Here is a 21,225-nt window from a genome sequence, read left to right as displayed (position 1 = left end):
CTTACTCCGTGGTCTGCGTGCGACAGGCGGCGTCGCGGAAGGCCGTGACGTTGCCGTTGTTGTATCGGGCAACGATGTTGCGGAACAGGTACTGGTCGATCGATGAGAAGTAGCGTACCGACTGCTTCTCGCTCGGCTTCGCGACTTCGGCGTATTCGTCCATGCTCAGGCGGTCCGGCGAAGCCTTGACCTTCCGCACCCATGCGTCGAAGCCGGTGGCGCTCGTCGCGAGCGTGCGGAACTTCATGTCGGTGAATCCCTTGCCGCTGAAGTTGGCGGACATGCCTTCGAAATTTCCCGGTGCATCCGCGATCAGGTGCAGACGGGTCTGCATGCCGACCATTGCATACACCTGGGTGCCGAGTTGCGGGATGAAGAATGAGTTCATCACCGAGTCCGACGTGATCCGGAAATTCACCGGCGTATCGACTGGCACGGCGAGCTGGTTCACCGACGCAATGCCGAGGTCCGGGTAGATGAAGAGCCACTTCCAGTCGAGCGCGACCACCTCGACGTCGATCGGCTTCACGCTCGACTGCAGCGGCCGGTACGGGTCGAGCTCATGCGTGGTGCGCCACGTCAGGATACCGAGGTACAGGATGATCAGGGCGGGGATAGTCCAGACGACGATCTCGATCGCCGTCGAGTGCGCCCATTTGGGTGCGTAGATCGCGTGACGGTTCGACGCACGGTAGCGCCACGCGAAGAACAGCGTCAGCAGGATCACCGGGATCACGACGATCAGCATCGCCCACGTGGCGGTGGCGATCAGCGACTTCTCGGCCGCGCCGACGCTCCCTTTTGGATCAAGCACAGTCAGATCACATCCCGATAGACAGGCGCTCAATGTCGTGACGATGGCTATCGACCGTTTCCTTAAGGCTTTTCTGTCTGTCATAGTGGTTAAGTCCGGGTTGTGGCACTTTTGACCTGAAGCTGGCTTGACGCATGCGGCATCACACTCGCAGCATCATGGTCCGACAACCGGCCAGCTTTGTGATTGATGTCGATCAAGGACGAACAAAGCGGCGGGGTGCGGTGCACTGACGCAGTGCGCGGGCTAAATCAGGCGACAGTCTGCTGCGACAAACCGTAGATCAGGTCGACGTTAATTGAGAGAAATCCCGCATCGCGTGCGCCGCTGAGTGCGCGTTTCACCACATCGAGTGGCTGGATGCGATTGACAGCCTGCTGAACGTCGGTAGCAAAGTCCTGTACGCCGAAGCTCGCCCGGTTGAAGCCGAGGCGCGCGAGTGGTGAAAGCGTTTTGGTGCTGACGGTTCGCGGATCAATTTCGATGGCAAGTTCTGCGTCGATCGAGAACGCGAAGCGGTTCTGCAGTTGCTGGACAAGCTCTTCGAGTTCGGCAACAGGGAAGAAGGTCGGCGTTCCATCTCCCAGATGCAGCTGCACGGTTCGCCGGTCAGGTCCGAGATGTGACGCGACCAGGTCCATCTCACGAACGAGGTAGCTCAGATATCTAGCGCTGCAGCCATGGTCCTGCGTAATGACCTTGTTGCATGCGCAGAAGTAGCAGAGTGATCTGCGTGCCGTTCGGCGGCTGCAGCCGGTCCGGCCTCAAGGCTCCCGCTATCTCGACATTCCTACGCGTGACCCGATGTCGCATCTTGACTTCGGGATCGGGACCGGTTGATCCTGCGCAAGGGCAGCCCTGATTTGCGCGTCGACAATTCCCCGCATACGTCAACAAGGGGAAAGCGATGAAGCACATGATTAAGGCCGTCATGATCGTGGCAAGCCTGTGCACTACCGGTTTGTTCGAAGTGCTGGCATACGCGGATGACGTAAGCGCGAACGGAAGCACGATGGCAGGCCAGGTGCCGGCGGATGGGATCCACGCCGGTGACGTGCTCGTGCGTCTGCGTGCCATCTCGATCGAGCCCGAAGTACACACCAGCGGCACGTTGTCGTCGCTCGGCGTGGGTGTCAATAACGCACTCGTGCCGGAGTTGGATTTGACCTATATGATCCGCGACGCGATCGGCATCGAGCTGATTCTCGCCACCTCGCGGCACCACGTGACGTCCGACCTCGGCGATCTCGGTGGCGTGAACGTGCTGCCACCGACGCTGCTGCTGCAATATCACTTCAACCATGCTGGCATGATCCGACCGTATGTCGGCGCGGGGGTCAACTACACGTACTTCTACAACGACGGCCTGAGCGCGGGCCCCGTAGGCATCCAGGTGTCACGCAGCAGCTTCGGTCCGGCGGTGCAGGCTGGCGTCGACGTGCAGATCACGAAGACCGTCTTTCTCAACGCGGATATCAAGAAGATCTGGATGCACACGGACGCCTCGCTCGGCGATAGTTCGTTGGGCCGGCTGGACATCGACCCACTGGTACTGGGAATAGGCGTCGGGATGAAGTTCTAGCGAGGGCGCAATGACGGACCACAGTTCGCACCAACGGGCGATCCGCTGCGCCCCATCCACCTGAAACGGAGATCTGATCACTATGCCCCTGTACGACTACCGCTGCGCGGCCTGCGGCCACGCATTCGAAACGCTGGTGCGCGCCGGCCACACGCCCGTCTGCCCGCAATGCGGCGGCACCGCGCTGGACAAGCAGGTCAGCGCGCCGGCCTCGCCCGGCAAGAGCCGCGCGATCATCTCCCGCGCGCGGCGTCAGGCGGCGCGCGAAGGGCACCTCAGCAACTATTCGCCGGCCGAGCGCCACAAGCTGCTGCGCTGAGCCCAACGGGGAATCGCGCTGTCGATGTATATGAACCTCGAGGGCGCCTACGGGATGGCACTCAGTCTCACCGTCTTGATGGCCGGCACGCTGGATCAGGCCACCGCCGACAGCCTGCTGGAACGCGCGAAGGGCATCTGCCCGTATCTCGACGCGTGGCTTCGCAACATTGCGTCAGCACGGCCGCCCTCACGCTCGCGCGCTTCGATGACCACGACGGAAACGTCCTGCGCATGCAGTACGCGCGCCAGCGCGAGGCCGAGTTGCCTGCAGCAGGGTCGCGCCGGCGGCAACGCCGTAGGTCTTGCCCGAAGGCAGTACGGTCAATGTGGTCATGACGGCGATCTTGATAAAGGGCTACGGATAAAGAACGATGGATAGCGGCCACGCTTCACGCGGCCAGTGCGGGTTGCAAGGCATCCACCAACGCTTCGGCGAACCCGCCCAGCGGCATCGCGATGCACGTGATGCCTTGCTCTTCGAGAAAGCGCGCCTCCATACGCGTCGGGTCGTCGGGCAGCCTCACAGATAAATGGCGGCGCCGGCGCCCACGTTGGTCGCGGTGTCTTTCAGCGTCTTGACGATGTACTTGACCTGGTCGGTGTCGAGTAGCGTGTGCAGCGGCAGCGCCAGCGCGCGATCGCCGATGCGCTCGGTGTCGGGCAAGAGGCCGCTCTTGCGGCCGATCGCATCGCCCGCGTTCATGTAGTGGAACTGCTGATGCAGCGGATGGCTGTAGGCCACCGTCTCAATGCCGCAAGATTTCATGTCGTCGATCATCTGGGCGCGCGCGCTCTGCGTAAAACGCTTGCCCAAATGCACAACATAGAGCATCCAGTGCACTTCTTCGACGTCCTCGGCCACGTAGGCCGGCTTGATCCCTTCGAAGCTTTGCATCTCCTCGTGATACCAGGTCTCGACCTGCTTTCGCTGTGCGAGGCGCGTGTCGAGTTCGGCCAGTTGCGCGAGACCGAGCGCGGCGGTCAGATCACTGATGCCCGCCTGCAGCGGCACCCGCGAGCCGACCGAGACGGACGCGCGGTCCGTGACGCGCCGCTCGCGCAGATAGCGCAGCTCATGGACGAGTTCGTCATCGTCGGTGACGAGCATGCCGCCCGCTCCTGTGCACAGCGCGGACGGGCTGGAGAAGTCGAACACTGATACGTCGCCGAAACAGCCGACGTTGCGGCCCCGGTAGCGCGAGCCCAACGCCTCAGTACTGTCTTCGATCAGCCGCAAGCGCTGCGCGTCGGCCAGTTCGCGCAGCAGCGCCCACGCGGCCGGGTGGCCGTTGGTATTGCCGGCGAGGATGGCGCGCGTGCGAGGGCCGATCTTCTGCGCGGCTTTTTCGGCGCTCAGACAACCACTCCAGTAGTCGATGTCGGCGAACACCGGCACGGCTCCCGCCAGCGTGATCGCCTGCGCCACCTGATGCCAGGTGTGCGACGCGCAGACCACCTCGTCTCCCGGGCCGATCCCCGTCGCGCGCAACGCAATCCAGGTGGCGAGCGTGCCGCTCGCGACCGCGACCGCATACTCCCGGCCAACCCAGCCCGCAAACGCGCGCTCGAACGAATCAAGCATCGGCCCGTCGCTCCAACGCGAGGATTGCAGCACCGCGTTGACGAGATCGATCTCGCGCGCCGCGCAAGCCGGTTCGCTCAGCGCGATCTCATCGATTTCCATGCGCCTTGTCCTCGGTCAGGATCAACGCATCGGCCTCTTCAGGCCGCTGCGCGATGGTCCTGTAATACCCGGCCGATATCGCGAAATAGATACTGCGCACACTGAACCGGAGCGCTGCTGTCTCGTCGCGCATCACCGTTGCGCTGACATGCATTGTGCGCACCTCGGGATAACGTTCGTGCCATTGCGCGGCAGCGTCGCGTAGCGTCGGTGCCGTGCGGAGCAGGTCCGCCGCGAAGTCCAATTGCTCGGCGTTCAGGCTCATCTCACTCCTCCACGCCAGCAATGCGCCGCGCTTCGACCGTGATGGGCAGTGGCGTATCGTCGGCCATCGCGGGCAATTCGAGCTGCCAGCCGTTCGCGAGCGTGACGAGACCGCCCCACATCCCGGGCTGCGCCATCGCGACAATGGGCTCTTCCAGGTCCTTCTTTGGCACGTAGGCGCTCAGCGCGCCCTTGCTGTCCTTGCGGATCATGACTTTCATGGTTGCGGACTCCGGAGATTGATGACAGGTTCAAACCAGCTTCAAGCGGGATGCGCTGCTTCCTCCAGCAGTGGACGAAGCAACGGCGGTAGATGGGCGAGCACGTACTCAATGTCCTGCGCCGTAGTGATTTCGCCGAGCGACAGCCGCACCGCTGCAACACGACCTCGGCGGGAAGCTCGCCGAAGCGCAGGTAGCTGGTGCCGGGCCGACGCGGTGCCTGCGCCGGCGAAGATCAACTCTGCGGGCTTGCAATCGAGCGCTCGCGCGATCGTCGCGCGGGCCGCAGCGAGCGTGCCCTTCGCCTGCTGCCCGACGGCATGCTGCGACGACGCGTTGCCCCACACATCCGTCAGGATGGACAGCATCGCCTGCCACGGCGGAGGCTGGCGGCATGGTCGCGTTGTGGTCGAGATAGATCGTCGCCCGGCTCCGTTAGTTTGCTTCACGGCCAGAACACGCATTCGCGATCGATGCACAGCGTGTCCAGCAGCTCGGCCAGATCGGTGCTCTCATGCTGGGGCATCCATCGGTGCGACGCATGATCGCGCGCGCTCAGGTGCCACATACCGTCTTCATCGCGCGTGAGCCAGGCTATGTCGATCAGCCCGCCATTCGCGTCGACATTGCGGGAGCAGCACGGGCTCTCGACACGGAACCCCTGCCCGTCGCGCAGCACGCGCGGCAGCACATAGCGGTAGCGGGTACGCTCGCGCAACGCTTGCTCGATCTGGCGCTGGGTCAGGTCGAACGGGCGGCCCGCGCGCAAACCGTCGCGCGGCGGCGCCGCTTCTGGCGCGCTCGCCTGAACCGTCATGACATGGCTCCTTCTTCGGGTAGCAGGCCGGCGGGTGCGGGCGCAATTTCATTCTCCGTGCATCCGACGACACAGTTGCCGAACTCCACCAGATAGACCGGCTCGCCGCTCTCAACCAGCTGCCCGACGTTGACGATTTCGCCGACCGTACCCGCCTCGGCCAGACAATCGTCCTGGCCGCGCTCCGGAAAGCTGCCGTCGTTGCACAGGTCATCCAGCGCGATCACGCGCATGCCCCACTGATAAGCAGGCTGAACCGGTTCGATACTCATGCTGACGGCTCCTGCGGTTGCGACGTTTCCGGCTGGACCCGCGTGCCGATCTTGTGCAGCGCTTCGGCCCGCTCGCCCAAGCCTTGCAGCACGTCGTCCGGCAGGTTGTCGAGCGTGCATAGCTCTTTCGCGCGCATGCCGACACGGTGGCCGCTCTCGACGAAATACACCGCGTAGATATAGAACTGCTGAAGGAAGGTGTCGATGTTGGTGACGTAGCCGATCTCGCCCTTGTTCACCAGCACTTCGCCGATGTCCTTGCCGTTGTAGGTGCCGTCGTTGCGGATCACCGCGCGTGCGATCACGCGCTCGCCGTAGTTGAAGCGCGGGGGAAACGCGACCTCGATCAGGTCGTCGTCGCGGTTGATGTCAGCCATGCTTCACTCCTGCTGATCGTTGCGTCTGTCCGGTGGTCATCAGGTTAGCGACCTCGCCCGACTGCCGGCGCTGCCGCGCGAGCGCGCGCACCTCTTCGCGCACGTTCTGTACGCTCATGGTTGCGTCCCCGTCCAGCCGCGCGTCGGATACGCACTCAGCGCATTCATTACATCGTCGGACCCGACGCCGGTCTCATGACGATCCAAGACTTGCGAAAGCAGCGCGCCCCCCACCCGGTCTTCGGGATCGAGCCGGCGCAATTCGCGCAGCAGCATGCGCGCTTCTTCAAAGTCGCCGAGACGCATGTTGAGGTACGCGAGGCCCTTCAGCGTGAACAGATAAAAACGCGCGGCCGCGTCATAACGCGTGGTCACGATCGCGGCCGCAAGCGGTTCGTCGCCGAAATCTGAGCCCAGCGCGGTGCGGGCGACCGCCAGCGCGTCTTCGCCGATCGCACGCGCCTGCGCCAATTGATGGCCGTAGAAGTAAAAGCGGTACAGCGCGATCAACGGCACCGGATGGCGCGGTGCAGCGGCGCGGGCGCGTTGCAACAGCGCGAGCGCCTCGTCGGGGCGCTCGCGCAACCGACCCGCCTCGGCGATCAATGCATTGACGCCCGACGGCAAGCCGCCGCCAATCGCGCTCTTCGCAAACGCGGTCATTACGTCGTCGAGGGCACGGTCGCCGGACTCCATCGCCATCGCTCCTCTTCAGGAGATCTGACGCGGCAGCGGCGGCCGCCCACGGCCAATCGCGCTGACATCGATGGTCGCCACGCCCGGCGGCGCCGATTCCGCACTGCTGCTGCAACCACAAGCAGCCTGGTTCGGATTGAAAAAGATCAAGCCGGACTGGGTTGGCGTGTCGGCGAAATCGATCGTTATGCCTTCGAGCATCGGCCGGCTCTCAGCCGGCAGGAATACGCGCAGGCCGTTGATGTCGAGTTCCTGTTCGCCTGGTTGCAGCGCCGGCTCGGCGGTGAATTTCGCGGTATAGCCGGAACAGCCGCCGGCGCTCACCACCAGACGAAAGCCGGCGCCAGCCGGCAGGCCCGAAAAGCGCACGATACGACGCATGAACTTCTCGGCGGCGCTCGTAACAGTTACGTTGGACAGCATGATGCGTAGTCTCCTGATGGATGAATGGCCGGCCCGGCCACGAGCCAGACTCAAACCTGAACGATGCAGCCGTCCACGGGACACACGGCGACGCACTGCGGGTCGTCGAAGTGGCCTTCGCATTCGGTGCATTTCTTGGGGTCGATCGCGAACACGCCGCCTTTGTCGCTGATCGCGACATTGGGGCATTCCGGTTCGCAGGCCGAGCATCCCGTACAGGTGGACGCGATAATCTTCAGAGGCATGGAGGCTCTCCTGTTGTCCTGTCTGGAAGGGTGTGGGTTGTCACGCCGCTGAGGCTGACGAGGTGTAAGCACCCTGGCGGATCGAAGCATCGCCGCGGTCCCGGTGCTCGATGGCGCCGCTGGCGATGCGACTGCGGTAGTCGTTGAACCAGGCAAGCAGCGCTTTTTCGATAAATTCGCCGACGTACTGATCGACCGGCTCGATGCCCGCTTGCGCCAGTTCGTCTTTCGGGCAGGCGCCGATCTTCGCGACCAGCACCGCGTGGCAGTCGCGAAGCGCGCGCACGACCGACGGTAGTTGCTCGTCGTCGCCGTAACCGCCCCGGCAATACAGGTCCACCCGGCGATGGCCGACGAACAGCGCTTCGGCCGCCGAGACCTCGAAGATCTGAAACTCCGTGACGTGGCCGAAGTGCTCGTTGACCCGGCCGCCGCCCTTCGTTGCGACCGCGACCAGCACCTTCATGTCGTCGGCGACGTCGATCTCGCGAGAGACAGCCAGCGCTTCCTGCTTCGCGTCGTGCTGCGCCTGACGCTCGGCTTCGACGCGCTTCTGGTATTCACGGCGGCGGTCGAGGTCGTAGACCACTTCCATCTGCTCGATCTTGTCGAGCGTGAAATCCTCGCTGCGGTCCTCGCCCAGCAGGCCAACCGCATCCGCGCGGCACTGGCGGCAATGACGCATCAGGTTGGCGCCGCCCATGCAGGCGTCCTGCACGGCCTTGAGTTCCTGCGCAGTCGGTCCGCGCTGGCCGCTCAGGCCAAAGTGAGTGCCGTGCTCGGGCTCCGAAATCAGCGGCATGATGTTATGCAGGAACGCGCCGCGTTTCTTGACGTCGCGGTTGACCTCGATCAGGTGCTCCTCGTTGATGCCGGGAATCAGCACCGAGTTGATCTTGGTCAGCACGCCGCGTGCGGTGAGCATCTCGAGACCCTTCATCTGCCGGTCATGAAGGATGCGGGCTGCTTCGTAACCGGTCACGCGCTTGTGCTTCCAGAAAATCCACGGATAGATTTTCTCGCCCACCGCCGGGTCGACCATGTTGATGGTGATTGTCACGTGGTCGATGTTGTACTTGCAGATTTCGTCCACGAGGTCGGGCAACGCCAGGCCATTGGTCGACAGGCACAGCTTGATGTCCGGCGCCTGTTCCTGCAGCATCCTGAACGTCTCGAAGGTCTTCTTCGGGCTCGCCAGCGAATCACCGGGACCGGCGATGCCAAGCACCGTCATCTGTGGAATCTCGCTTGCGACCGCCACGACCTTCTTCACTGCCTGTTGCGGCGTTAGCTTCTGAGAGACCACGCCGGGACGCGACTCGTTCGCGCAGTCGTATTTGCGGTTGCAGTAGTTGCACTGGACGTTGCAAGCCGGCGCCACCGCCACATGCATGCGCGCATAGTGATGATGGGCTTCTTCCGAGTAGCATGGGTGATTCTTGACCTTCTCCCAGATGTCCGGCGGCATGTCGTCGAGACTATCCGACGCGCCGCAGCTGGCCCTACCCTCGCCACCGTGCGTGCCGCAGCCGCCACCGGTGGACGGGTCTTCGATCTTCACGCCGAGCGGTTTAATCTGCCCGATGCTGATATAGGCCGCTGCGGGCAAGTCGCTCGCATTAGAACTCGCTTGCATGGATATCTCCTCGCAACCAACGGCGGCCGCGCGCAAGCCATAGAGCCAGATCCATGCCACTCGACAAGAACGCCAGGAATCAACGGGTTAGGATATATTTCGCAGTTCTGTTTGATCCCGGCGCGCGACGTATCCCTACAATCTCGTTGCGTCGTGTCGGTGTTGCGACAAATCTCACACGACCCGGACAGCATGTTCTGAACCAGCGAGATGGACCCGCACAAACCAGATCAATCGTTCGCGTTCACCCTCCGGCTTCCCCGGCTTGCGATGTCGCGAACGTGTAATCGTCCGCTGCTGCTCGTCACGCGAAAGACCCGTAGCGCTCAGGCCGCGCAGTTGCCCCTCCGGTTCGGCCAGCACCACAAAGGCGCGCCGCCACTCCATCGTCTGCACAAGATAGTTCAGGGACTCGCGGAAGGCTTTCGCCACATCGAGCGACGAAACCAGCGTCTTGCTCACCTCGTAGACGCCGTCCAACGCTTGCCTGAATGTTCACCGTTGACTTCCCCTTCGTGCGCTGCGCGCTTTCGATGTACCAGCGCAAGGCGCACGATCGACCCAAAGACACAGCGTTTGAAGTAAGCGCATTTCTACGCCTGACGATTCAGCCATCGCGCGTGTCAATCCCGCGCGCGTAACGACAAATCCGACAAAAAGAACGGCGGCAATCCTCACTCGTCGGGCGCATCGACACAAAAACAACAGCGAAACAACAGCGGCCCAGTTGAAAGAGGCCACTAGAGCGTGAAAATCCATTGGCATGGAAGTTGCCCTGAAGGTCGCATTACCCCGCTTTCAGGAGCCTGCGATGTCGGATTTCCAACGCGTGAGTACCGGCCTCCATCCGCGCGGCGCCAACCCGGTGCATCTGGATCATGCCGCCACCACGCCGGTCGATCCGCGCGTGATCAGACGCATGCTGCCTTACCTGACCGAGATGTACGGCAATCCCGCCGGCCGTTCGCATGCCTATGGCTGGGTCGGCGAAGAAGCGGTGGAACTGGCCCGCGAGCAGGTCAGCTCGCTCGTCAACGGGGACCCGCACGAGATTGTCTGGACCTCGTGGGGCTCCGGACGCGCATGCGGATCGCGTGCCAAATGCACGGCGGCGTCCACGAGCGCGGCATGCGTTCGGGGACGTTGTGCACGCATCAGATCGTCGAGGAACTGCCATTGCCGCCGGTCGAGATCCACTGCTCGATTCTCGCGCCGAGGACGCGATCAAGTCGGCCGTGTCTGACTTTCGCTCGCGCCAGACGATTCGAGGCGCAGCAGCCGACGACCTGTAACTCGCCGAGCAACCGACCTGCTCGTCTAACCCGAAGTGAGTCCATTCAAGCCTGAGAGGAACCTCCATGGAAACGCTCACCCAATCGGCTTCCGCCACACCCGGCGTCATGCCCGACCTACTCGAATTCACGCCTCAGGCCGCTGCGAAAGTGGCCTCGCTGATCGAGGAAGAAGGCAATCCCAACCTGAAGCTGCGGCTGTACGTGTCCGGCGGCGGCTGTTCGGGCTTCCAGTACGGCTTCGCGTTCGACGACCAGGTGGCGGACGACGACGTGCAGATCGTCACGGACGGCGTCACGCTGCTGGTCGATTCGATGAGCCAGCAATACCTGCCCGGCGCGCGCGTCGACTACGAAGACAGCCTGGAAGGTTCGCGCTTCGTCATTCACAACCCCAATGCGCAGAGCACCTGTGGCTGCGGCAGTTCGTTTTCCGTGTGAGGCAATCATGAAATCTCACTGACTGGCGCCTCCCGACGACGAGGGGAACAACCAGTTCGACAATGCGTGGGGCCTTGGATAGCCGATGGATAGCCAATCCCTACAGCGTTTGCATCGCGCCGACCGCATCCGCACATCCTGGCTGACCACGCCCATCGCATCGCGCATCGCTTTCTGCAGCGCCGTGTTCATCGCTACACCTGGCTGTTCGAAACAGGACATTCGCGACAGGTCTTCGTTGGAACCGCTTCATCACAGCGCCAGCGAACACCGGAAAGCCCCGCGGCAAGCGGCTATTCGCACTAACCGTGCATGGCGCAGTACTTGCAAACCGTATGATCAAATGCCTAAAGGACAACTTCCCGTGTCGAATCCGACCATCAACGACACCACACTGCGCGACGGCGAACAGACCGCTGGCGTCGCATTCACGGTTGCCGAAAAATGCGCGATTGCCGAGGCGCTCTCAAGCGCCGGCGTACCCGAACTGGAAATCGGTATCCCCGCGATGGGTGCCGAGGAAATCGATTGCATCCAGGCCATCGTCGCACAGAATCTCGACGCCGATCTGATGGTCTGGGGCCGTCTCACCGACGCGGACCTGGCGTCGGCCTTGTGCTGCAATGCCGACATCATTCACCTGTCGATTCCCGTGTCCGATATCCAACTTCAACACAAATTGCGCCAGCCGCGCTCGTGGGTGCTCGCGCAGGTGAATCGCGTGGTCAGCGCCGCCGTCAAAAGCGGCCGCAAGGTTTCGCTGGGCGCGGAGGATGCCTCGCGCGCGGACCCCTCGTTCCTTGCCGACGTGGCGCGGCACGCGCAACAGTGCGGTGCGCAACGCATCCGCTTTGCGGACACGCTCGGCGTCCTCGATCCTTTTTCGACCTATGAAGCGATTGCGCGATTGCACGACGCGGTCGATGTGGAAATCGAAATCCACGCGCACAACGACCTCGGGCTCGCGACCGCGAACACCCTTGCCGCACTGCGCGCCGGCGCAACCCACGCCAACACCACTGTCAATGGTCTCGGCGAACGCGCCGGAAATGCCGCGCTGGAGGAGATCGTGATGGGCGTGCGCCATATCATGGGTCGCAACACCGGCGTCGACACGACCGCGCTATTGAGCATCTCGCGGCTTGTCGAACGGGCTTCAGGACGCCCGGTCGCGCTTAACAAAAGTATTGTCGGCGCCAGCGTATTCACGCACGAGTCCGGCATCCACACAGACGGGCTCGCGAAGAATGCATCGACCTACGAGAGCTTCGATCCCGTCGAACTCGGTCGCGAACGCTCGGTCGTGCTCGGCAAGCATTCGGGTTCGCAAAGCGTGCGCCGGGCTTATGACGCGCTCGGCCTGGCCGTCAGTGAAAAGCTGCTCGTGCTGCTGCTGACCCGTATCCGCCACCATGCCGCCCAGCACAAGCAAACGCCCAGCGCCGCCGACCTGTATCGCTTCCTGATCGAGGTGCGCTACACCGTCGGAGAATTGTCATGAGCGGCGCTGTGGTCGGCTTCACGAGGTGCGTCGCGAAACCCGAACAGTCGGGCACGACGACGCCGTGCGCCACCAGCGGCGCCTGCGACAAGTACTTCGCCGAGCCGACGTTCTGTCCACACCTATCCTCATCCGCTTGCAAGGAGTAAACGCGATGGAAAGCTTTGTCCAGCAACTCAAGGCGCTGTCCTCAGCCGAGGACTTCCTGCAGTTCTTCGGCATTCCGTTCGACCAGAAGGTCGTCAACGTGAGTCGACTGCACATCCTCAAGCGCTTCTTTCAGTACATCCAGCAACAGGACGCGCTGCCGGAAGGCGACGAACCCGCGCTGTTCGCGTCATATCACGCGCTGCTGCTGAAGGCTTACGGCGACTTCGTCACCTCCACGCCGGCGCAGGAAAAAGTGTTCAAGGTGTTCCGGGACACAAATGGGCAGCAGCACGTTTCACTCGACAGTCTGCGCGCGTCGCTGCCCGCGCGCACCCTTGCCTGACAGGTGGAGCAAGACCATGCACATCGTTAAGACCATGCACATTGTCGTCTGCATCAAGCAGGTCCCGGACTCGACGCAGATCCGCGTTCATCCGGTCACCAACACGATCATGCGCCAGGGTGTTCCGGCGATCGTCAACCCGTATGACCTGTTTTCACTCGAAGAGGCGCTGCGACTGAAGGACCGCTTCGGCGGCAAGGTCACGTTGCTTTGCATGGGCCCGCCGCAGGCCGAGGAAGCGCTGCGCAAGTGCATCAGCTTCGGCGCGGACGACGCCGTGCTGCTCACCGACCGTGCATTCGCTGGCGCGGATACGCTCGCTACGTCGTACGCGCTGGCAGCGGGTATCCAGCAGATCGCGAAGGAGCAGGCGGTGGACATCGTGTTCACTGGCAAGCAGACGATCGACGGCGACACCGCGCAAGTCGGCCCCGGTATCGCCAAACGCCTCGGGCTGCAACTGCTGACCTACGTGTCGCGCATCGTCGAGACCGCTCTCGATGCGCGCACGATCACCGTCGAGCGCCGCGCCGAGGGCGGCGTGCACGTGCTCAGGACTGCGCTGCCGTGCCTGATCACAATGCTGGAGAACACCAACGAACTGCGCTTTGCGACGCTGCCCGCGATGATTCATGCGGCCGGCTATCCGGTGCACAAATGGAACTGCGAACAGGCCGGCATCGAAGATCTCAGCAAGATCGGCCTGAAGGGCTCGCCGACAGTGGTCAGCAAAGTCTTTGGACCGACGCCGCGCAGCGAGAAAGCGGAGATGCTCGACCTCGACGCATCGAGTCTTTGCGACGTGTCGGTGAACCTGCTGCAAAAGATTTTCGCGCGCCATCCTACCCTGGAAGCTGACCTGCTGATGAAGGAGGGTTCATGAACGCACCCGCCGCCCCCGCGAAGAAACCCGCCGGCCGCGCAGGACGCAATCTCGAACTGCCGAAACACCTGAAGGCCTACAAAGGCGTCTGGGTCTTTATCGAGCACGACCGTGGACACGTGCACAGCGTCTCGTGGGAACTGCTCGGTGAGGCGCGCAAATTGGCCGACACGCTCGGCAGCCGAGTGGGCATCGCGGTGCTCGGTGGCGCAAATGAACCGCTCGAACAGTTCGCCGCAGAAGCCTTCACTTACGGCGCGGACGATGCGTACATCGTCCACGACCCGGTCTTGCAAGGCTATCGCAACGAGCCGTTCACGAAAGGGCTGACCGATCTCGTCAACCGGCATCAGCCCGAGATCCTGCTGCTGGGCGCGACGTCAATGGGCCGGGACCTCGCCGGCTCCGTAGCGACGACCCTGTTGACCGGGCTGACCGCCGATTGCACCGGACTCAACATCGATCCCGCGTCGCGGGCGCTGGCGGCGACGCGCCCCACCTTCGGCGGCTCGCTGTTGTGCACGATCATGACGCTCGCGTACCGTCCGCAGATGGCGACGGTGCGCCCGCGCGTGATGCCGATGCCGCTGCGCGACGCCGAACGCACCGGCAACATCGTCCATGGAACGCTGGGGATGATCGAGACGGACATCGTCACGAGGCTGCTCGACTTTATCCCGGATGCGAGCAGCAACCGGATCAACCTGTCCTATGCCGATGTGATTGTGAGCGGCGGCAAGGGGTTGAAGAGCCCGGAAAACTTCCAGCTGGCGTTCGATCTGGCGAACGTGCTCGGCGGCGAAGTGGGTGCGACCCGGCCATGCGTGCAGGCCGGCTGGGTCGAGGGGGAGCGCCAGGTGGGACAGACCGGCAAGACGGTGCGGCCCAAGCTCTACATCGCCGCCGGCATATCCGGCGCGATCCAGCACCGCGTGGGCATGGAAAGCGCAGATGTGATCGTGGCGATCAACACCGACCCGAACGCACCCATCTTCGATTTCGCACACTACGGGATTGTCGGCAATGCGTTGCAAGTGTTGCCCGCGCTGAAGCAGGCTTTTGCGGAGCATTTGAGCCGGCGCCGCAAGCAGGCTGCCTGAGGAGAATCACGATGAGAAAACCTTCACAATTCGATGTGATTGTGGTCGGCGCCGGTCCGTCCGGCAACGCTGCCGCTTACACGATGGCCAAGGCAGGTCTGGAAGTGCTGCAGATCGAGCGCGGCGAATATCCGGGCAGCAAAAACGTTCAGGGTGCGATCCTGTACGCGAAGGCGCTCGAAGAGATCATCCCGGACTTCCGCGACGATGCGCCGCTGGAGCGCCACATCATCGAGCAGCGGATGTGGATGCTCGACGATACGTCGTTTGTCGGTACACATGTGCGCAGCGAGGATTACAACAAGCCGCCCTATAACCGCTACACGATCATCCGCGCGCAGTTCGACAAGTGGTTTTCATCGAAAGTGCGCGAAGCCGGCGCACTGCTGCTCTGCGAGACCACGGTGAAGGAACTGATCATGGACGGCGACGTGGTGGTCGGCGTGCAGTGCGACCGCGAGCACGGCGATGTCTATGCCGACGTGGTGGTGCTCGCCGACGGCGTGAATTCGACGCTCGCGCGCAAGGCGGGCTTTCATGGAGAGATCGGGGCCGGCAACGTTGCGCTCGCCGTCAAGGAGATTCTCTTCATGCCAGAGGAGACGATCCGCCAACGCTTCAACGTCGGCGAGGACGACGGCGTCGTGATCGAGATGGTCGGCAGGATCACCGACGGCATGATGGGCACTGGCTTCCTCTATACCAACAATGAATCGCTCACCATAGGCGTGGGCTGCATGCTGAGCGACTTCAAGAAAAACCCCAACCGCACGAGCCCCTACGTGCTCCTCGAAAAGATGAAGCAGCACCCGTCGATCGCACCGCTGATTGCGGGCGGCGAGATGAAGGAGTATTGCGCGCATCTGATTCCCGAAGGCGGTTTTCACGCAATCCCGCAGGTCTACGGCAACGGCTGGATGATCGTTGGCGATTCAGGCGGTTTCGTGAACGCCGCGCACCGAGAAGGATCGAATCTTGCGATGACCACGGGACGCCTCGCCGCCGAAACGGTGATCCACGCGAAAGCCGCGGGCCACGGCTACCGCGCCGGCACGCTCAAGGCCTACAAGGCCGCGCTCGATCAGAGCTTCGTGATGAAAGACCTGCACAAGTACCGCGACATGCCGGCCGTGCTGCACCAGAATCCGCAGTTCTTCACGACCTACCCCGACCTCATGGCGCGCGCCGCGCGCACGATGATCACGGTCGACGGTAAGGACAAGAAAAGCAAGGAGCGCGAGATTTTTTCGAGCTTCCGCACAGCCCGTTCGCTTTCCGGCATCGTGGGCGACGCCTACAAACTCCTGAGGGCCTTCCGATGAGCACCCTACCCGTCAACGTAGAGGAAAAGCTGTTCCAGAACCGTTATCGCGTCGATGCAGGACGGCCGCACGTCCACATCAAGGATGCCGACGTCTGCCAGAGCGAATGCAGCGCGAAGAGTTGCACCTTCGTCTGCCCGGCCTCGTGCTACAAAGCCGAAGGCAACGGCGCGGTGACGCTGATCACCGACGGCTGCCTCGAATGCGGCAGTTGCCGCATCCTCTGTACCGACCACCAGAATATCGAGTGGGACTACCCGCGCGGTGGTCACGGCATCCTGTTCAAGTTCGGTTGAGGAACATCGTCATTGCCAGACCAGAACGACATGTGTTTGCTTGCACCGAGAACCGGCCGCCGCCGCGCGGCCCATCTGGGACCAATAGCAACTGCGCATGCCGCCGGGTTGAATGAGAACTGGCCGATGGTACAAGCCGGCGACGCGAACTTCCACGCGCCCGGTCCCGCCCGCTTCTGGCTGTTCACGCTAAAGGCGCTCGCCTTCATCGGCCTGCGGCGCGGCGAACGCGAAACCGCCACACAGTTGATCGCACAACTACGGCAGCTCGATCCGGCGGATCAGCTCGGCTTCGGCGTAGTGGAAGCGTTGCTGCAACGGTCCGTCTGAGGAGACACACGATGTCCAAACAGCCCGCCATCGCATCGTTGGCCGGCGACAATCTGGCAGCCGGCGGCGTGGCAGCAGTCGACCGTGCGCTGAGCGCGACATGGCCAACGAACCGGCGATGACAGCGCCGCGTTCGCATCACCTTAGTCGAGATACGGACCGCCCTTGAAGGTTGGACGTGCCGTTCTCGACGCTTACCGAATTAGCACCGACACGGGGGCCACTTCCGATCGTGATCGTGCCAAGGTCCGCGCCAAATCCAGATTTGACTTCTCCGAGCCATTCGCCTCAGTCGCGATGTCGCGGCCCCGACACCCCGCAAGTCCGACAGTACTTTCAGAGACGCTTGATCTCGACACCGTATTTCCTCAGCGCGTAGCCAATCTGGCGCGGCGTCAGTCCAAGCAGCCGCGCCGCTTTTGCCTGCACCCAGCCGGATCTTTCCATGGCGGCGATGAGACGCTCGCGGTTGGTCATCTTCGCATCACTTCCGAGGACTGCGCCGCCAGCCGCTAACGGAGCCCGCTCGCTGCCGACAGGCTGGACCGCAACTGCGCCCGACGTGACAGCCTCAGCCCGCGGCGTAGCCGGCTTCACGGGCACTGGTACGATTCGCCCGGGCTGCAGCGCAATTTCGTCCGATCGGCTCTTCCACAGCATCGCGGACAGGCACTGGCCGTGGCAGCAGGCAAAGTCGTTTCTCACGATCGCTGGTCCCGGCGCCAGGGTCGCGCTCCGCTGCACGCAATTCTCGAGCTCGCGGACATTGCCGGGAAAACCGCAGTTCATCAATACTTCAATCGCGCTCGCATCGAAGGTCAGCGTACGGCCGTTCTCGCTGTTGAAATTCTTGAGAAACTCAACGGCGAGGAGCGGAATATCACTGCGCCTTTCACGCAACGGCGGCAACAGCAAGGGAACCACGCAGAGGCGATAATAAAGGTCGGCACGGAACTCGTTGCTTGCCACCGCCTCTTCCAGGTTTTTATTCGTGGCGGCAATCACGCGAACATCGACCTTAATGGTCTGGTTGCTGCCGACGCGCTCGAATTCTTGCTCCTGCAGGACGCGCAGCAGCTTTGCCTGGAACGAGGCCGAGATCTCGCCGATCTCGTCCAGAAACAGCGTCCCCTTGTCGGCGAGCTCGAAGCGCCCCTTGCGCGAATTGAAGGCGCTGGTAAAGGCACCCTTCTCATGACCGAACAATTCGGATTCCAGCACCGTCTCATGGAGCGCCGCGCAATTGAGCTTGATGAAGGGCCGCTTGGCGCGCGGCGACAGCTCGTGAACGGCCTTGGCGACCAGCTCCTTCCCGGTACCGGATTCGCCGCGCAACAGAACTGTGCTGTTCGATTCGGCTACCACCGCGATCTTCGCGAGCAGCCCGCGCAGCGCCGGGCTGTCGCCAATGATCCCCTCGATCTGAAACTTCTCACGCTCACCTGCAGGGTGCTTGAGCTCGGACAATGGCTTTTGCAGCCCGTCCTTCCCCGCCATCAATCGCTCGCGGTCGCTCTTGAAAAAGCGATGCAGCTTCACCGTCTGCCCCACCAGGTTGGCGACCATGGTAAGCAGCCGCACGTCGTAATCGAGCCGGAAGTTCGACCCATAGTCCAGGATGCGGTCGATGGTCAGCGTGCCGATGACTTTCGCGTCGATGCGAATAGGGACGCCAATGAACGATACTCGCATGTTGTCGGAGGCACCGAGCACGCCCATGTCGGCGGCACTGAAGCCCGAATGCACCGCTATGTTCTCGGCGACGAGCGGCCTGTCCGTCGCCATGATCTGGTCAATTGCCTTCTGCGGCAGGCGCATCCGGTAGTGCTCATCGCTGCCTTCGCTCCAGTCCGCGCCAACGGTAATGTCCGGTACGCCATCATCGTCGAAGAGAGAGACGATACCGAGCCGCATCTGAACAAACGATTGCAGGAGATCGATGACGTTGGCCAACGTGACTTCGAGCCGGTAGGGGGCGGTGAGTACCTTCGATATTTCGAAGATGCCGGTAAGCACGCTCTCGTGCCACTGCACAATAGGAACCGCGTGGTCCGTCTCGGACTTTGAGCCAGGCCTTTCGCGTACGGAAGCGATATGCAGCATGACGACGTCCCCGTTGTGGGGACCGTGCTCCCCGTCACCTTGTTCGGATTTGCGGGCATTGTGTTGCATATCATCCTCGATCTAGCGCCCAATTTCACGGGCTGACTTCAAAAGATAATGCCCTTTCATGGAAGGACGGTGAAACTGTAGTGCCCTGATGTACTTATTTTCTGCTTTTGCGATTTCGCTGCGTGGATTCCGTTAGGAACGCGAGTTCCCTTGATGTCGCTCAAATCAACTGCGATTTGTCTACTCCAGGTGCAGCCGATTACAGGTGTCGTCCATCATTGATTGCTGCCTCGGCGCCCGTGAGATAACTCGCCGCATCCGAGCATAGGACGAAGATGATCTATCTTTGCGACCGCTTCGGGCGTGCCCACCCGGCGCAGCGGGATATTTGGCACAAGAAGCGCTTCCGTGTCGGGCGACAAAATGTCCGTCTTGAACTGGCCGAGGACGTAGGGAAACTGTTTTCAGATCGTTAGATGCGAGCCTATCGGTCCGATCAATCTGGTTTGGTAAGTCATGGCTGCGTTAGCGTAGCGTTTCAAGTGCAAGAAAGGCCCCGCCGGACTCTAGGTGCCAGCCATCCTCATACCTCTATTGTTTTGGCGACCCCAAGTATCTTCACAGGCGCTGGGCCAGTAGCCGTCGTACTTGCGCACGTTCTGGCCAAGGAAATCGAAACCGTCTGCAATGTTCGTGATCCGGGTCTTCTCTTCCGAGCGCTCCAGATCTTGAGCGGCCATAAACTGCCTGAGCGCCGGAAGCACCTCGAATTCGAGCACTTCCTTCGACATACCGGTCACAATAAAGTCATCGGCGTAGCGAACGACGTTGAGTTGGGCCTTGCTACGTGCCGCCGCGGTGAGATTACGCTCGGTCATCAGAGCATCGAGCACGACGAGCAGATTTAGATCGAGGCCCTTGAAACGCATGATCCCAACTTATCCATAGTGTGGATGCGTTCCATCAAAACAATCGATTTTACGAAATGTACGGCATGGAGGATAGTGTTCCTGGTAAATCCATTTCAATTTCGCAAACCTGCTGGCGCCTTCGCCGTGCCGGGGTAGCGGATGAAGTGTGTCGTAGAACTGAGCGAAGCCGAGGAAATGACGTTGCGGCAGTTGTCGATCAATCACATGCATCGGGACACGCGCACGCGAGCGGCGGCCCTGTCGCCGCTCGGACACAGGATCAAGCGCAAGCTCACCCCCGAGCAACTCGGTGTGAGCGGGCAGTCGATCTGTGACTGGCTCACGCATGGCGCAACAGCGGCGTGTCCGGCCCGATGGGCGGCCATAACGGTGGGCACATGAAGCACCACTCGCGACGCTTCATCACCTGGACGAAGGAAACCGCCGATGCCGAACTCGCTGAACTTTCTCGGCGGATACGGCACCGAATTTCAAGTCAATTTCTCGTGGACGCTCTCATGAATACTGTAGCAAAACGTCGGGCCGGAGAAATAGACTTTGGGCATATCAAGATGGTTGTCGATCTTTGCCCTGACGCCGAGAAAAATCCTCAGGGGTACGCCGAGCATCAACCGAGGCACATGTCCAATGCGGGCACGGTCTTTGGCGGCGTGGGCAAGCTGGATCGCGCCGACACGACGCGACAAGCGTCTGGCAGGTCGCGTAGGCGCTTACTACCGGCAAAACTTCGCATAGTTCTCCAAACCCTTTCTATATCGGCCGCTTACCTTCGTACAGTTGAGGCAACCCTCGACTTCGGCTGGGCTTCGCGACAAATCGGGAGCAGCCGATTGCAGGTGCCAAATGCTTCAGCGACCCGGCCAAATGGATCTCGTGTCAATCGCGGTCAGATCGTGCGAAAGATGCGGGGGAAGTCTTTGGTAGATCCGGTGCGAAAGGCACGCGCACTCGATGTAATCTCCATCGTGGAAGAGGTTCAATCGGTCCGTGAAGCGTTGACGGAAATACTCTTTTCTTCGGGCTTCATCCCAGAACTGTTCCAGAGTGCAGATGATTTCTTGAAATCGCACCGCTTTCTCAGCAAGTCCTTCGCGTGTGTCAGGTCCATCCTCAAAGGCCGGACGGCGCATAGGAGGCAGTCGTGAATTTGGCCGTGTCCACAGATAGAGGA

Annotated in this window: 26 protein-coding genes and 6 pseudogenes; 14 read left to right on the top strand and 18 right to left on the bottom strand. The window is 61.9% G+C overall.

Annotated features, from left to right (window positions below):
* Nucleotide 1: 1 nt before the first annotated feature.
* A complete protein-coding gene (gene cyoA, locus OKW30_RS00650; protein WP_429289809.1) occupies nucleotides 2-898 on the bottom strand; it encodes a ubiquinol oxidase subunit II in 897 nt (298 codons plus the stop codon).
* 170 nt (nucleotides 899-1,068) lie between these two features.
* Nucleotides 1,069-1,557 (bottom strand): annotated as a pseudogene (locus OKW30_RS00645) (radical SAM protein); the annotation flags it as partial.
* Nucleotides 1,558-1,721: 164 nt separating this feature from the next.
* Between OKW30_RS00645 and OKW30_RS00640 the strand changes: the two are divergent.
* The 3 genes from OKW30_RS00640 to OKW30_RS00630 all read left to right on the top strand — a co-directional run bounded on the left by OKW30_RS00640 (nucleotide 1,722) and on the right by OKW30_RS00630 (nucleotide 3,096).
* Nucleotides 1,722-2,396 carry an OmpW/AlkL family protein gene (locus OKW30_RS00640; protein ID WP_429345713.1) on the top strand — a complete coding sequence of 225 codons (675 nt, stop codon included), beginning with the start codon at nucleotides 1,722-1,724 and terminating at the stop codon, nucleotides 2,394-2,396.
* An 82-nt stretch (nucleotides 2,397-2,478) separates the two neighbouring features.
* Nucleotides 2,479-2,715 carry an FmdB family zinc ribbon protein gene (locus OKW30_RS00635; RefSeq protein WP_429345712.1) on the top strand — a complete coding sequence of 79 codons (237 nt, stop codon included), beginning with the start codon at nucleotides 2,479-2,481 and terminating at the stop codon, nucleotides 2,713-2,715.
* 24 nt (nucleotides 2,716-2,739) lie between these two features.
* Nucleotides 2,740-3,096, top strand: a complete 357-nt coding sequence (locus tag OKW30_RS00630; protein ID WP_429345711.1) for a hypothetical protein — start codon at nucleotides 2,740-2,742, stop codon at nucleotides 3,094-3,096.
* Between the two features lie 10 nt (nucleotides 3,097-3,106).
* Here the strand turns inward: OKW30_RS00630 and OKW30_RS00625 are convergent.
* The 14 genes and pseudogenes from OKW30_RS00625 to OKW30_RS00560 form a co-directional block, all read right to left on the bottom strand.
* Nucleotides 3,107-3,235, bottom strand: a pseudogene (locus tag OKW30_RS00625) (SIR2 family protein); the annotation flags it as partial.
* A gap of 2 nt (nucleotides 3,236-3,237) precedes the next feature.
* The gene (locus OKW30_RS00620) at nucleotides 3,238-4,401 is read right to left on the bottom strand and encodes a DegT/DnrJ/EryC1/StrS family aminotransferase (RefSeq protein WP_184072326.1); all 1,164 of its coding nucleotides are present in this window, start codon (nucleotides 4,399-4,401) and stop codon (nucleotides 3,238-3,240) included.
* Nucleotides 4,388-4,666 (bottom strand): hypothetical protein, encoded by a 279-nt coding sequence (locus OKW30_RS00615; RefSeq protein ID WP_429345710.1) that lies wholly within the window; start codon nucleotides 4,664-4,666, stop codon nucleotides 4,388-4,390. The genes OKW30_RS00620 and OKW30_RS00615 overlap by 14 nt, the downstream gene beginning before the upstream one ends.
* Nucleotide 4,667: 1 nt before the next feature.
* Nucleotides 4,668-4,886, bottom strand: coding sequence for a putative nitrogen fixation protein NifT (gene nifT, locus OKW30_RS00610; protein WP_007177241.1), 219 nt, complete (start codon nucleotides 4,884-4,886; stop codon nucleotides 4,668-4,670).
* 41 nt (nucleotides 4,887-4,927) lie between these two features.
* Nucleotides 4,928-5,254 (bottom strand): hypothetical protein, encoded by a 327-nt coding sequence (locus OKW30_RS00605; RefSeq protein ID WP_262413377.1) that lies wholly within the window; start codon nucleotides 5,252-5,254, stop codon nucleotides 4,928-4,930.
* A gap of 77 nt (nucleotides 5,255-5,331) precedes the next feature.
* Entirely contained in the window at nucleotides 5,332-5,703 is a 372-nt protein-coding gene (locus OKW30_RS00600) for a hypothetical protein (protein WP_184072322.1), read from the bottom strand.
* Nucleotides 5,700-5,975, bottom strand: a complete 276-nt coding sequence (locus OKW30_RS00595) for a nitrogen fixation protein NifZ (protein WP_429289813.1) — start codon at nucleotides 5,973-5,975, stop codon at nucleotides 5,700-5,702. The genes OKW30_RS00600 and OKW30_RS00595 overlap by 4 nt, the downstream gene beginning before the upstream one ends.
* Entirely contained in the window at nucleotides 5,972-6,352 is a 381-nt protein-coding gene (locus OKW30_RS00590; RefSeq protein WP_429289814.1) for a nitrogen fixation protein NifZ, read from the bottom strand. Before OKW30_RS00590 ends, OKW30_RS00595 begins: the two co-directional genes overlap by 4 nt.
* On the bottom strand, nucleotides 6,345-6,470 hold the full coding sequence (locus OKW30_RS00585; RefSeq protein WP_260336622.1) for a hypothetical protein: 126 nt from the start codon (nucleotides 6,468-6,470) through the stop codon (nucleotides 6,345-6,347). Before OKW30_RS00585 ends, OKW30_RS00590 begins: the two co-directional genes overlap by 8 nt.
* Nucleotides 6,467-7,048, bottom strand: coding sequence for a hypothetical protein (locus OKW30_RS00580; protein WP_429345709.1), 582 nt, complete (start codon nucleotides 7,046-7,048; stop codon nucleotides 6,467-6,469). Before OKW30_RS00580 ends, OKW30_RS00585 begins: the two co-directional genes overlap by 4 nt.
* A gap of 15 nt (nucleotides 7,049-7,063) precedes the next feature.
* Nucleotides 7,064-7,471, bottom strand: a complete 408-nt coding sequence (locus OKW30_RS00575) for a HesB/IscA family protein (RefSeq protein WP_429345708.1) — start codon at nucleotides 7,469-7,471, stop codon at nucleotides 7,064-7,066.
* Between the two features lie 50 nt (nucleotides 7,472-7,521).
* On the bottom strand, nucleotides 7,522-7,716 hold the full coding sequence (locus tag OKW30_RS00570; protein ID WP_090811334.1) for a 4Fe-4S binding protein: 195 nt from the start codon (nucleotides 7,714-7,716) through the stop codon (nucleotides 7,522-7,524).
* 40 nt (nucleotides 7,717-7,756) lie between these two features.
* A complete protein-coding gene (gene nifB / locus OKW30_RS00565) occupies nucleotides 7,757-9,352 on the bottom strand; it encodes a nitrogenase cofactor biosynthesis protein NifB (RefSeq protein ID WP_429345707.1) in 1,596 nt (531 codons plus the stop codon).
* A 291-nt stretch (nucleotides 9,353-9,643) separates the two neighbouring features.
* Nucleotides 9,644-9,832: pseudogene (locus tag OKW30_RS00560) on the bottom strand (nif-specific transcriptional activator NifA); the annotation flags it as partial.
* 331 nt (nucleotides 9,833-10,163) lie between these two features.
* Here OKW30_RS00560 and OKW30_RS00555 point away from each other — a divergent pair.
* The 9 genes and pseudogenes from OKW30_RS00555 to OKW30_RS00515 all read left to right on the top strand — a co-directional run.
* Nucleotides 10,164-10,418, top strand: a pseudogene (locus tag OKW30_RS00555) (aminotransferase class V-fold PLP-dependent enzyme); the annotation flags it as partial.
* Nucleotides 10,419-10,710: 292 nt separating this feature from the next.
* Complete coding sequence (erpA, locus tag OKW30_RS00550) at nucleotides 10,711-11,085, top strand: iron-sulfur cluster insertion protein ErpA (protein WP_429345706.1); 375 nt, start codon at nucleotides 10,711-10,713, stop codon at nucleotides 11,083-11,085.
* A 364-nt stretch (nucleotides 11,086-11,449) separates the two neighbouring features.
* Nucleotides 11,450-12,586 (top strand): homocitrate synthase, encoded by a 1,137-nt coding sequence (gene nifV, locus OKW30_RS00545; protein WP_429345705.1) that lies wholly within the window; start codon nucleotides 11,450-11,452, stop codon nucleotides 12,584-12,586.
* A gap of 154 nt (nucleotides 12,587-12,740) precedes the next feature.
* Nucleotides 12,741-13,079, top strand: coding sequence for a nitrogenase stabilizing/protective protein NifW (gene nifW, locus OKW30_RS00540; protein WP_187629749.1), 339 nt, complete (start codon nucleotides 12,741-12,743; stop codon nucleotides 13,077-13,079).
* 34 nt (nucleotides 13,080-13,113) lie between these two features.
* Nucleotides 13,114-13,962, top strand: coding sequence for an electron transfer flavoprotein subunit beta/FixA family protein (locus tag OKW30_RS00535; RefSeq protein WP_090811342.1), 849 nt, complete (start codon nucleotides 13,114-13,116; stop codon nucleotides 13,960-13,962).
* Nucleotides 13,959-15,062 carry an electron transfer flavoprotein subunit alpha/FixB family protein gene (locus OKW30_RS00530; RefSeq protein ID WP_429345704.1) on the top strand — a complete coding sequence of 368 codons (1,104 nt, stop codon included), beginning with the start codon at nucleotides 13,959-13,961 and terminating at the stop codon, nucleotides 15,060-15,062. The genes OKW30_RS00535 and OKW30_RS00530 overlap by 4 nt, the downstream gene beginning before the upstream one ends.
* Nucleotides 15,063-15,073: 11 nt before the next feature.
* Nucleotides 15,074-16,384, top strand: a complete 1,311-nt coding sequence (locus tag OKW30_RS00525; protein WP_429345703.1) for an FAD-dependent oxidoreductase — start codon at nucleotides 15,074-15,076, stop codon at nucleotides 16,382-16,384.
* Nucleotides 16,381-16,680 (top strand): ferredoxin family protein, encoded by a 300-nt coding sequence (locus OKW30_RS00520; protein WP_018423212.1) that lies wholly within the window; start codon nucleotides 16,381-16,383, stop codon nucleotides 16,678-16,680. Before OKW30_RS00525 ends, OKW30_RS00520 begins: the two co-directional genes overlap by 4 nt.
* An 87-nt stretch (nucleotides 16,681-16,767) precedes the next feature.
* Nucleotides 16,768-17,010 (top strand): annotated as a pseudogene (locus OKW30_RS00515) (hypothetical protein); the annotation flags it as partial.
* 336 nt (nucleotides 17,011-17,346) lie between these two features.
* Here OKW30_RS00515 and nifA read toward each other — a convergent pair.
* Together nifA and OKW30_RS00505 are read right to left on the bottom strand one after the other, a co-directional pair.
* Nucleotides 17,347-19,182 (bottom strand): nif-specific transcriptional activator NifA, encoded by a 1,836-nt coding sequence (nifA, locus tag OKW30_RS00510; RefSeq protein ID WP_429345702.1) that lies wholly within the window; start codon nucleotides 19,180-19,182, stop codon nucleotides 17,347-17,349.
* Nucleotides 19,183-19,688: 506 nt separating this feature from the next.
* Nucleotides 19,689-19,961, bottom strand: a pseudogene (locus OKW30_RS00505) (reverse transcriptase domain-containing protein); the annotation flags it as partial.
* Nucleotides 19,962-20,192: 231 nt separating this feature from the next.
* Here OKW30_RS00505 and OKW30_RS00500 point away from each other — a divergent pair.
* On the top strand, nucleotides 20,193-20,435 hold the full coding sequence (locus OKW30_RS00500) for a hypothetical protein (protein WP_429345701.1): 243 nt from the start codon (nucleotides 20,193-20,195) through the stop codon (nucleotides 20,433-20,435).
* The gene (locus OKW30_RS00495; RefSeq protein WP_429345700.1) at nucleotides 20,432-21,199 is read left to right on the top strand and encodes a hypothetical protein; all 768 of its coding nucleotides are present in this window, start codon (nucleotides 20,432-20,434) and stop codon (nucleotides 21,197-21,199) included. Before OKW30_RS00500 ends, OKW30_RS00495 begins: the two co-directional genes overlap by 4 nt.
* The last annotated feature ends 26 nt before the right edge of the window (nucleotides 21,200-21,225 follow it).

Source organism: Paraburkholderia sp. Clong3 (assembly GCF_050436485.1).
Lineage (GTDB): Bacteria > Pseudomonadota > Gammaproteobacteria > Burkholderiales > Burkholderiaceae > Paraburkholderia > Paraburkholderia tuberum.
This window is presented reverse-complemented; position numbering and strand designations above follow the sequence as displayed.